The organism is Bifidobacterium imperatoris, assembly GCF_002860405.1.
GTDB lineage: Bacteria > Actinomycetota > Actinomycetes > Actinomycetales > Bifidobacteriaceae > Bifidobacterium > Bifidobacterium imperatoris.
Map to the genome: position 1 here is coordinate 74,709 of NZ_NMWV01000005.1, position 11,633 is coordinate 86,341.

Here is an 11,633-nt window from a genome sequence, read left to right on the forward strand (position 1 = left end):
GAATGGTTGGATTCCCCAAGACGACGTTTCGACTTACAGCTGCCAATCCACGGCAGTGGCACCCATAGATACCAGAGCCTGATTCGCGCGAGAGAACGGCTTGGAGCCAAAGAATCCGCGGGATGCGGACAGTGGGCTCGGATGCGGTGACTTGATGATGTATGCGTTCGTCAGCAATGGTTCGAGACTTTGTGCATTACGCCCCCAGAGAATAGCGACCAATGGCTTCGGTTTGCCATCGGCGTCAACACGGGCGTTCAGCGCGCGGATGGCTGCTTCGGTAACCTGCTCCCAGCCTTTGCCCTGATGTGAATTCGGGCGTCCGACACCCACGGTCAAGCACCTGTTGAGCAGCATGACGCCGCGTTCGGTCCACGGTGTTAGATCGCCATTAGGGGGCATGGGAACACCGAGATCATCGACAAGTTCCTTATATATATTGATCAGGCTTTTCGGCAGTGGCCTCACATCGGGGGCCACGCAAAAACTCAATCCAACCGGATGACCCGGAGTAGGGTAGGGGTCCTGGCCCACGATAAGAACCTTGATGGAATCAAAAGGAATGGTGAAGGCTCGCAGAATGTTGTGGCTTGCCGGCAGCCAAGGCCTATTGGCTGCGTTTTCAGCTCTGAGAAAATCACCCATCTGATGAATGTTCGGTTCCACATCGGCCAATGCTTTGGCCCAACCTGGCTCAACCAGTTCGCTCAACGGTTTGATCATGGCTCAATACTGTAGCCAAACGTGCATATACGGTGCATGTCCAGCTCATGGCATGCTGTACGGTGGCTCATTTCGAGTCAGACGGTTACACTCGTGGGTAGTTTTGCATGAAGGAGAGCAGCTTATGGCGCGCGACAAGGTGACCTACGAATCGTATGAGCAGGACGTCTTCGATAATCCACCGTCCGGTCCGGTGGGCGCTCACCGTGGATCTCGCCCGGTGATCACTCGAATCGCTCCGTTCATTATCGTGATTGTGGTGGCGGCGTTGCTGGGAGCTGGTGCTTGGGCAGTAAGCAGTGGCGAATACGCCAATCTGCTGAATCTGAAGTCCAGCCAGTCTTCCTCGACTACTAGCGCCACGACTAAGTCGAAGACGAAGTCCAAGTCGACCAAGTCCGATTCTTCCTCCACTGCTGATTCCACGGATTCTTCGAGCTCGGATTCTTCGACCAGCACGGATTCTTCGAACACGTCCACCGAATCCTCTGATTCCTCCACCAGCGATCAGAGTGCACAGCAGAGTGAGCAGGCCGCCACCGTGAACAAGGCCACTCAGGTTCGTGTGGTGAACGGCACCGGTGTCTCCGGGTACGCCGGGCAAAAGGCCGATGTGCTGCAGACGGCCGGATACACCAGCGTGGAGGCAGCTAACCCGACCGGTTCACTGCCTTCCGCCACTGTGGTGTGGTATCAGAATGAATCCGATAAGGCCACGGCTCAGGACGTGGCCAATACGCTGGGCATCAGCACGGTTCAGCAGGTACAGGGTTTGGCTGCACCTATTACTGTTGTGCTGATGAACTAGCAGCGGATTCTATGCACTAGTGCATATCGAATAGCGGAATAGTTTCTATGCCGTCTACGCCTGAGAGCGAAGGCGGCATTTTTCATAAGTTCTACGGGCTGTCGAATACGAGTGCATAGCTCAATTAATGAGACGGTTTGGCCTATTCACTTACTGTTTGATTTGTAATGTTCCCTCATCACGGTACAATCTTTCACTAGTCGCGAGGTAGGGGGAGCGCGATGCGGTTCTTTCTACGTTCCCTATTGGCATTTTTCGCGACGCCTAGGGAACAAAGGAAAGATCAAATATGGCACAAGGTACCGTAAAGTTCTTCCTTGCCAAGAAGGGGTTCGGGTTCATACAGCCGGACGGCGGAGGCGAGGACGTTTTCGTGCACTACGCGGAAATCAAGGACGACGGCAGCAACAACAAGTTCAAGATGCTGTATGAGGGCGATCGGGTGGAGTACACGCCTGTTTCGTCCGGTAAAGGTACTCAGGCTAAGGACGTCGTCAAGTTGTCTTCTGGCGAAGAACGCCCCGAGTGAGTGGTTTTGCCTCGTAGGACGCTGAAAGCCTCGACTGGTTGGTTACAGTCGAGGCTTTTTCTGTATCTCGGCTACCTGATTCTTTGCTGATTTCATGCCCATAGCGCAATCGCAAACGCGCTTGTTGGCACTCTCTACCCGAGAGTGCTAATGTCTCAGTTAGCACTCGGAGGTCGAGAGTGATAACCGGCAGCTGACGGCCGGCACTCGTTCTCGGCGCTTGCGGGTGATAACCGGTATACATAGCCATTTGGAGGAACACACAACCATGGCAAAGATCATTTCTTATGATGAGGAAGCCCGTCAGGGCATGCTGGAGGGCCTCGACAAGCTCGCCAACACCGTCAAGGTCACCCTGGGACCGAAGGGCCGTAACGTCGTGCTTGACAAGACCTACGGCGCTCCGACCATCACCAACGATGGTGTGTCCATCGCCAAGGAGATCGATCTCGAGGATCCGTACGAGCGCATCGGCGCCGAGCTGGTCAAGGAAGTCGCCAAGAAGACCGACGACGTCGCTGGCGACGGCACCACCACCGCAACCGTGCTGGCTCAGTCCCTGGTTCACGAGGGCCTGAAGAACGTGGTCGCCGGTTCCAACCCGATTGCTCTGCGTCGCGGCATCGAGAAGGCCACCGAGGTTATCGTCAAGGAGCTCGTCGCAGCTGCCAAGGACGTTGAGACCAAGGACCAGATCGCCGCTACCGCCACCATTTCCGCAGCTGATCCTGAGGTCGGCGAGAAGATCGCGGAAGCTCTGGACAAGGTTGGTCAGGACGGCGTTGTGACCGTTGAAGACAACAACCGCTTCGGCCTGGACCTCGACTTCACCGAGGGCATGCGCTTCGATAAGGGCTACATCGCTCCGTACTTCGTCACCAACGCTGACGATCAGACCGCTGTTCTCGAGGATCCGTACATCCTGCTGACGAGCGGCAAGGTCTCCTCCCAGCAGGACATCGTCCACGTTGCTGAGCTGGTCATGAAGACCGGCAAGCCGCTGCTGATCATCGCTGAGGACGTCGACGGCGAAGCTCTGCCGACCCTGATCCTGAACAACATCCGCGGCACCTTCAAGTCCTGCGCTGTCAAGGCTCCGGGCTTCGGTGACCGTCGTAAGGCCATGCTGCAGGATATGGCCATCCTGACCGGTGCTCAGGTCGTTTCCGACGAGCTGGGCCTGAAGCTCGACTCCATCGACGTGTCCGTGCTTGGCCACGCCAAGAAGGTCATCGTTTCCAAGGACGAGACCACCATCGTTCAGGGCGCTGGCTCCAAGGAAGACATCGACGCTCGCGTTGCTCAGATTCGCGCTGAGATTGAGAACACCGATTCCGATTACGATCGCGAGAAGCTGCAGGAGCGTCTCGCCAAGCTGGCTGGCGGCGTGGCCGTCATCAAGGTCGGCGCTGCTACCGAGGTTGAGGCCAAGGAACGCAAGCACCGCATCGAAGATGCTGTGCGCAACGCCAAGGCTGCTATCGAGGAAGGCCTGCTGCCCGGTGGTGGCGTGGCCCTCGTTCAGGCTGCTGCCAAGGCTGAGTCCGATGAGGCCGTGACCTCTCTGACCGGCGAAGAGGCTACCGGTGCCGCTATCGTGTTCCGCGCCATCGAAGCCCCGATCAAGCAGATCGCTGAGAACGCTGGCGTGTCCGGCGACGTGGTGATCAACAAGGTTCGTTCCCTGCCGGACGGCGAAGGCTTCAACGCCGCCACCGACACCTACGAGGACCTGCTGGCTGCCGGCGTTACCGACCCGGTCAAGGTGACCCGTTCCGCTCTGCAGAACGCTGCCTCCATCGCTGGTCTGTTCCTGACCACCGAGGCTGTCGTGGCCAACAAGCCGGAGCCGAAGGCTGCTGCCTCGGCCGCTGGCGCTGACATGGGCTACTGATCCGAAATAGGTTAGCTGATAGCTCAAGTTGACTGATTGCGGGGATTCCTTCGGGAATCCCCGCTTTGTTATTGCATGAATAATCGTGAGGCCGCCGTTTCCGCATCCGCGTACACGGTGGATGCCGAAGCCAGCGAACGCTGTATCGTCTCCAACGAGGCCTCCATCTGCTGTTGTGCGGCGCGCCATTGCGCCATCACCGAAGTGAATTGAGTGGCTGCAGAACCTCGCCACGCCTCCTGCAGCGCGTTGAGATGGGTGTACATGCCATTTACCGCTTGCCTGATTTGCGAGACCGAACTGGCCACGGCAGCTGAGGACGATTGAATCCGTTCCGAATCCACCTGATATTGGGGCATGGATACTCCTTTCATCATGAATCTTGTTGTTGTACCGCGCTCGGTATTGCGAATACCGGACGCTAAGGTGGAGCATATGGCAAATTCGACTTGGGCAGACGTTCGTACGACCAATGTGGTTCTAGCTTCGGCTTACTCGCTTCCATTGCGTAGTAGCAAAGCCAGAAAATGGCTTGTTTGCGCCATTTCTATGCTGGTTGCACTGGCACTGAGCTGCATGTGGATAACCGTAAATGCCTATGGGGATAACTCTGACGGCAGCTCAAGCGATTCGAACAGTTCGAACAGCGGTGTCACCATTACCGATAACATCACCGATACGGAGAATCTACTCGGTTCGCACGCGGCTGAAGTGACCGACGCCATTGCCAAAACGGAGCAGGAAACCGGCGTGCACGTCCATCTGCTGTATGTATCCAGCTTCAACAGCGATCAGACGCCGCAGAAATGGGCGAGCAATATTCTTGAATTCACCAAGCCAAAGCCCAATACAGTACTGCTGGCAGTGGCATCGAATGACGGCAACCTGGTGGTCGCGGTATCATCCAACTCTGATGAATGGCTGAAAAGCCAGGACACGGTAGACAAACTGTCGGCAGCAGCACAGGAACCGCTGATGAAAAGCACTCCTGATTGGCCCGGATCGGCAACTGCCATGATGGACCAGATTGTGCAGTCGAAGAAGACCTCCACCTCAAGCTCCTCGGTAACCATCGGTGTTATTGCCATGATTGTGGTGTTGGTGGTGCTGCTTATCGTGGTTGCTCTCATGATTGTCATACGCGTACGCAGCAAGGGTAAGAAGCCACGTCGCGCGAATCGACAGGCGCTCACCAGCGCGGAAAAGAAGGCGCGTAAGGCGCAGATTGCCAAGCGAAAGGCTGAGCGTAAGGCCAGGGAAGCCGAAAGAGCGGCTGAGGATACTGAAGATAATGCTCAAGTGCCATCTGGAGAAAACCTTGCAAAAAGCTCTGTAGATAGTCTTGAAGCAGTCGCTGAAGAGAGTTCGAAAACACAAAAGAACGAATAACTTCAAGCTGGCATTCAGGAAACGCTCAGACGAGCGCGCCACTCTAGGAACCATGAGTAAGCCTATTGAAGCATCGATTGTTGTTGTTGACGACGAGCCGTCCATCCGTGAACTGCTGGTTGCCTCGCTGCATTTCGCCGGATTTGAGGTGAACACCGCGGCCTCCGGTTCCGAGGCCATTGAGGTGATTGAAAAGGTCCAGCCCGATCTCATTGTGCTTGATGTCATGCTGCCTGATATTGACGGTTTCACCGTGACCCGCCGTATCAGGCAAGAGGGGATCGACGCTCCGGTTTTGTTCCTCACCGCGCGTGACGATACTCAGGACAAGATCATGGGCCTGACCGTGGGCGGCGACGATTACGTGACCAAGCCATTCAGCCTGGAAGAGGTTGTGGCTCGCATCCGCGCCATTCTGCGCCGTACCCGCGAACAAGTCGAAGACGACCCGATTATTCGTGTGGCCGATCTCGAAATCAATGAAGACTCCCACGACGTGACTCGTGCCGGCCAGCCTATCGATTTGAGCCCAACAGAGTACAAGCTGCTGCGTTACCTGATGGATAACGAAGGCCGAGTGCTATCCAAAGCGCAGATTTTGGATCACGTCTGGCAGTATGATTGGGGCGGAGACGCAGCCATCGTGGAATCCTATATCTCCTACTTACGCAAGAAGGTCGATGGCGTGGAAGTCACCGATGAGAATGGCGAAAAGCACAAGGTGACCCCTCTCATCGAAACCAAGCGTGGCATCGGCTATATGATTCGCGAGCCTAAGCACTGAGAACGTTGTAAACCATGAGCAATCCGCAGCAACAGCCGGCAGTTTCGGCTCCAGAGCCGCCACAGTCCCCGCAAGGCAATCCTGGAATCCAAGTTCAGGTCAAGGATCGCCTGAAAGAGCATCACGAACGCAAGAAGAACATTTTCTTCCAGCATTTCGACCGCATTTCATTGGGCGGCAAGCTCATGGCTGCTACCATCGCCGTGCTGCTGGTGGGCATTACCGTCATCTCCTTCTCACTGCGTGCCTTAGTAGGCAATTACATGCTGGAGAAAACAGATAGTCAGCTGTCGCAGCAAGCCAATCTGGTGTTCAACAACATTGATTGGCTGTCCAAAACAGATAATTCCAGCGGACTTTCCGGCCCGAATTCGTATTTCCTGCAGATCCAATACACCGATGGCACTACCGATGCCGATGGCAAACCGCTCGTAGTCACACCATTGCTGCCGCAGCTGCAGGATGGCATTGTTTCGGTACCGGTATTGCCTACGTATGGCAATACTGATGGCATTACCTTAGGCAAGGTGTTCACCGCCCCCGCGGTCGCACGTCAAGTTGTAGAAGTACAGGCCAGCGAATCGGATAGCGGCTCGTCCTCTGAGGGTACCAATAGCCAAAGCAATAATGGCAGCAACAGCAGTAATAATACCGACCCTGCTCCCGACTCATCCGGAAGCCCGGCACCGGGCAGCTCAAGCTCCTCTGATTCGGTAACCAAGGTGCTCTCCAGCCCAAAGCCTGGTGCCAATCATGCTGCGGTGACTGCCGCCAGCGCACCGTGGCGCATCATCGCCAAAGAATGGACCATTAAAAGCAATGGTTCCGAAAAAGTGCGCGGCGTGGTGTACATCGGACTATCCATGTCCGACCAAATCGACACGTTGAAGACGCTGACCTATTACTGCATCGTGGTGGGCATCGCTGTGGTATTGCTGGGCGGTTCGCTCTCCACCCTGATTATTCAGCACACATTGCAGCCGTTGAAGCGCATGGAGAAAACCGCGGCAAAAATCGCTGCGGGCGACTTGAGCCAGCGTATTCCCTCCGCTCCCGAGAACACTGAGGTGGGCTCGCTCGCGGCTTCGCTCAATACCATGCTGACGCGAATAGAAGTCAGTTTCCATGAGCAAGAAGAGACCACCGAGAAAATGAAACGGTTCGTCTCGGATGCCAGCCATGAATTGCGCACGCCGTTGGCGGCCATCCACGGGTATGCGGAACTGTATAAGATGCAGCGGGACATGCCTGGGGCGTTGGAGCGTGCGGACGAATCCATCGAGCATATCGAACGCTCCAGCCAGCGTATGACCGTGCTCGTAGAAGATTTGCTGTCGCTGGCGCGTTTGGATGAAGGTCGAGGCATCGATATTACCGGTACCGTCAACCTGTCTTCCCTGGTGACCGATGCCGTAGATGATCTGCACGCGCTTGACCCGGATCGTGCAATCACTCGCGACCGCCTGGTATTGGCTCCAAGCCAAGATTTGTCTCATCCTGCATCGCTACAGCTTCAAACTGGTGATTGGGATGCCGTCACCTTACCGGGTGATGCCTCGCGTTTGCGCCAGGTGGTCACCAACATTGTGGGCAACATCCACCGTTATACGCCGGTTGATTCTCCAGCCGAAGTGGCGTTGGGCATTGTGCCGGCTGCTATCGATCCGCGGCAACTCGCACAAATGCCAACCGCTGAAGCCTCGATGAGGCGTTTCGTTGATGCCGCCGAAGTGGGGCAATCGATGCAGACCGGATACCGGTATGCCGTGCTGCGATTCGTGGATCACGGGCCGGGTGTGCCGCCTGAATCCCGTTCAAAGATTTTTGAACGCTTCTACACCGCAGATCCTTCACGCGCAAGGCAAAAGGGCGGCACTGGCCTTGGCATGGCCATTGCGCAGTCCGTGGTCAAAGCCCATCATGGATTCATTTGTGCCACGGGTACCGAAGGTGGCGGCTTGACCTTTACGGTGATTCTGCCGGTCGAACGAATTGCTTCCGCGCAGCTGCCGGTGCAGCAGCCGAATGGCAAGCCAAAGGAAAATCGGCAGAAGACATCGAAGACATCATGGTTCGGTGGTGAGCGCAAAGCGTAAGACGCTCGTTCCAAGTAGCGCCGGTCAAGGCCTGTGAGGTACACTGTTCCTTCAGTTCATTACTCCCTATGCACTAAGGAAGGTTTTGCAATGCCCACCGGTCGAGTTCGTTGGTTTGACGCAGCCAAGGGTTATGGTTTCATCACCAATGAGGAAGGCAAGGATGTGTTCCTGCCGGCTCAGGCCCTGCCCGCTGGCGCCACTACGTTGCGCAAGGGTGCCAAGGTGGAGTATTCCGTGGTGGATGGTCGCCGCGGTCCGCAGGCTATGGGCGTGCAGCTGATTGCCTCCGCGCCGAGCCTGGTTAAGGCAACTCGCCCGAAGCCGGATGATATGGCTGCTATTTGCGAGGACCTTATTAAGATGTTGGACTCCGCAGGCAATACGTTGCGTCGTCACCGTTACCCTTCTTCCGTTGAGAGCAAGAAGCTGGCCACGCTGCTGCGCGCTGTGGCTGATCAATTTGATGTACAGGACTGACGGGGCTGATTCCATCCATGACTGACACCATCGAAACCACTGTGACGCCGGATCCTCGCGCCATAGCACATGCCGTGCTACTCGAAGTGGCCGACGAACCTGAGCAAGTGGGGGAGTTCGTTGTTGCCAACGAGCTTGAAGATCATGTTACCGATTTTCGCTTTGCTGCCAATATTCGTGGTTATGAAGGCTGGCAGTGGTCGGTGACGCTTTATCACGACGTGGAGTTGAACTCCTGGACCGTGAATGAATCTTCGCTGATCCCCACCGAAGATGCGTTAATGCCGCCGCAGTGGATTCCTTGGAAGGACCGTCTCGAGCCCACGGATCTTTCGCCTACCGATTCAATCGGTACGGATCCTGATGACGAGCGTCTTGAACCCGGGGAAGTGGAAGAATCTTCGCTGCAGGATGTTAATGACGCAGCTGAGACTTTTCGTTTGACGCGACGCCATGTGCTGAGCCCCTTAGGTCGTGCACAGGCCGCCAAGCGTTGGTATGAGGGACCACGCGGCCCTAAGGCTTTGAGCACCAAAACCGCGGAAGGCAACCTGTGCTCCGATTGTGGCTTCTTCGTACCGTTGACCGGCGAACTGGATCGCATGTTCGGTGTATGCGCCAACAAGTGGAGCCCGGATGACGGCCGCGTGGTCTCTTTGGATCACGGTTGCGGCGAACACTCCGAAATCGAACCTCCTGAGCCGAGCCATTTGTGGGTGCAGTCCAAGCCGGCCTTGGATGACTTGCATATTGACGTTATCGCTCGACCTAAGGCCCATAAGGCTGAGGAAAGCGAGTCCGAGTCCGAGTCTGCCGACGTTGACGGCGAAACTGTGGTTGATGCTGCAGAGAACGTCGCTGCCGTTGCCGATGCGCCGGCAACTGAATCTTCTGTACCGTCAACGGATGCAGTTGATGGTGCCGGAAGTGCGACCGCTCAGTCTGGCGCAAAGGCTACCGATGGTGCTGAGAAATCTGGCGGTGAGACTCCTCAAAGTACGGTAGTTTCTGGTGTTGCCGATGCTCAGAGTTCGGAATCCGCATCCGAAGGTCTCGGAATCGAGAACGCAGACAGTACAGAGGTTCCTGCTGCAACTGTGGCGAATGAGGCTGATTCCTTCAGCGGCAATGATATGAGCGGCGACGTTGCTGTTGTCTCTTCGGAGGAGGGGGAAACCCTTGAGGATAACCTCGTCAATTCGTCTGATGATGCCGACACCGACGTTATTGACACCGATTTCGGTGAAGATGATGACCTCGATGATGATGAGGCTACTGAAGAAGACATCATTAATAACACGTCTGTTGACACTGATGATGACGATTTTGACGATGACGATTCCGAAGTGAGTGACAATGTGGCTCCGGAGCTGGAAACTGTCATCGATCTGATCGAACAACTGCGCCAAAATCGCGCCGATGAGGATTCTGATACCGACGCCGACACCGGTATCGATATTGATACCGAAAGTGTCGAGAATGAATCCGGTGACAACGGTGAACCTACCTTGGAACCCGGTGTTGGCGATGCTGAAGGTGCAGAAGACATTGACGACAATAATGCCTGAACCAAAGGTTGCTATCTGACCATAGGTATCCGCGTCCCTAAAGTAACCTCTGACGCAACTCCTCCCTATCCGGCTTTTCCCCAAATTATGGACGCTGAGAGAGGATAAGGGGGTATTAGAGGGGGGTAAGTGATGGGTGATAGGCGTGATTGGAAAACTGTGATGTTCCATACAAAACTTACCTTTGAGGTTCTGTGGAATTACAATAAAAAAGGGCGGTGAGACCATGAAGGGGGTAATCTCACCGCCCAATTAATTTCATTTGGTGTTGAAGCTGCTAAAGCGGCTCAGTGGCTCGCACCTCCTAATGACTTCAGTGCACCACGGTCACCGTGCATTCGGCAAAGTTGACGATTTGGCGAGACACCGATCCGAGGAAGTGTGCGTCCAAACCAGATAGTCCACGCGAGCCAACCACCAGATGTGAGGCATAACGAGAAGCCGCAATCAGGCCCTTGGAAGCGCGAATATGGAAGGCGTTCGCGGTTACCGGCACGTCTTCGGGAATGGAAGCCTTGGCCATCAAACCGTTCAGTATTTCCTCGGCACGCTGCTGTCCAACCTCAACTGAGGGCACGGCATTTTCATATCCGGGAACCACACCGAGATCACGCAACTGCCAGCAGAACATCACATGGAGCGGGCGATGATGAATGCGAGCCTCCTCCAACGCGAAATCAAAAGCGCGGCGAGACGTTTCGGAACCATCAACGCCGACCACAACCGGGCGAACATTCAGCTCAGCCTGGGGTTCCGGCTGCTCATAATGCACTGGTTCGTCGCCGGGAGTCAACGCATTGGCGATGGCATCGGTGACGCTTTCCTCCTCGCTGCCGCTCAAGCGCACTACGGTAACCGGCACTTCGGCTTCCTCGGCAAGAGACGCCGACAACGAGCCTAGGAACCAGCGCGCCACACGTCCCAACGAACGGCGACCAACCACAATCTGCTGTGCATCATGACCGATTTGCAGCAGGGCAGTAGTGCCAGAAGCCTTAACGGAAGTGAGCTTCAAGTTCGCCGGATCAAAGTCGATACCTTTGGTAGCGCGCTCCACCCATTCACGCAACTCGTTAGCGATATCATGACGGACCTTGGCCCAAGCCTCATCGCTATCAGGCTCGCCACCCATATCCCAGGAATGCGTCCAACCGAATACAGCATTGACGCTCTGGCCGGTAAGAGAAGCCTCTTCAAGCGCCCACTTCAATGCGGCAAATGACTCGTCCGAGCCGTCAACGCCAACCACGATGTCGGCCTTAGTGTTCAATTCAGCCATCACAACCTCCTTTGGCATAGTGTGAATGATGAATATACGTCCAGCATATCGTTTTCTTTCCTGCTTACGGCGCAATTCATGGA

10 protein-coding genes and 1 pseudogene are annotated in these 11,633 nt (G+C 55.6%); 8 read left to right on the forward strand and 3 right to left on the reverse strand.

The annotated features are described in order from the left end of the window. Positions 1-33: 33 nt before the first annotated feature. Positions 34-723 carry a uracil-DNA glycosylase gene (locus Tam1G_RS01545; RefSeq protein ID WP_101625222.1) on the reverse strand — a complete coding sequence of 230 codons (690 nt, stop codon included), beginning with the start codon at positions 721-723 and terminating at the stop codon, positions 34-36. Between the two features lie 124 nt (positions 724-847). Between Tam1G_RS01545 and Tam1G_RS01550 the strand changes: the two genes are divergently transcribed. From Tam1G_RS01550 to groL, 3 genes are all read left to right on the forward strand, one after another. Then, positions 848-1,531, forward strand: coding sequence for a LytR C-terminal domain-containing protein (locus Tam1G_RS01550; RefSeq protein ID WP_101625223.1), 684 nt, complete (start codon positions 848-850; stop codon positions 1,529-1,531). Between the two features lie 289 nt (positions 1,532-1,820). Then, a complete protein-coding gene (locus Tam1G_RS01555; protein WP_033890233.1) occupies positions 1,821-2,060 on the forward strand; it encodes a cold-shock protein in 240 nt (79 codons plus the stop codon). Positions 2,061-2,328: 268 nt separating this feature from the next. Then, positions 2,329-3,954, forward strand: coding sequence for a chaperonin GroEL (gene groL / locus Tam1G_RS01560; RefSeq protein ID WP_101625224.1), 1,626 nt, complete (start codon positions 2,329-2,331; stop codon positions 3,952-3,954). Positions 3,955-4,022: 68 nt separating this feature from the next. Here the strand turns inward: groL and Tam1G_RS01565 are convergent, their stop codons facing one another. Further along, entirely contained in the window at positions 4,023-4,313 is a 291-nt protein-coding gene (locus Tam1G_RS01565) for a WXG100 family type VII secretion target (RefSeq protein WP_101625225.1), read from the reverse strand. Positions 4,314-4,389: 76 nt separating this feature from the next. Here Tam1G_RS01565 and Tam1G_RS01570 point away from each other — a divergent pair, with 76 nt between their 5' ends. The 5 genes and pseudogenes from Tam1G_RS01570 to Tam1G_RS01590 form a co-directional block, all read left to right on the forward strand. Beyond that, positions 4,390-5,343, forward strand: coding sequence for a TPM domain-containing protein (locus Tam1G_RS01570; protein WP_101625362.1), 954 nt, complete (start codon positions 4,390-4,392; stop codon positions 5,341-5,343). 52 nt (positions 5,344-5,395) lie between these two features. After that, entirely contained in the window at positions 5,396-6,127 is a 732-nt protein-coding gene (locus Tam1G_RS01575; protein WP_033890236.1) for a response regulator transcription factor, read from the forward strand. Between the two features lie 14 nt (positions 6,128-6,141). Continuing rightward, the gene (locus Tam1G_RS01580) at positions 6,142-8,223 is read left to right on the forward strand and encodes a sensor histidine kinase (protein WP_101625226.1); all 2,082 of its coding nucleotides are present in this window, start codon (positions 6,142-6,144) and stop codon (positions 8,221-8,223) included. A gap of 90 nt (positions 8,224-8,313) precedes the next feature. Beyond that, positions 8,314-8,703, forward strand: a complete 390-nt coding sequence (locus Tam1G_RS01585) for a cold shock domain-containing protein (RefSeq protein WP_101625227.1) — start codon at positions 8,314-8,316, stop codon at positions 8,701-8,703. Positions 8,704-8,720: 17 nt separating this feature from the next. Continuing rightward, positions 8,721-9,554: pseudogene (locus tag Tam1G_RS01590) on the forward strand (DUF3027 domain-containing protein); the annotation flags it as partial. A gap of 1,030 nt (positions 9,555-10,584) precedes the next feature. Here the strand turns inward: Tam1G_RS01590 and Tam1G_RS01595 are convergent. Beyond that, entirely contained in the window at positions 10,585-11,550 is a 966-nt protein-coding gene (locus Tam1G_RS01595; RefSeq protein WP_033890239.1) for a universal stress protein, read from the reverse strand. Positions 11,551-11,633 lie beyond the last annotated feature (83 nt).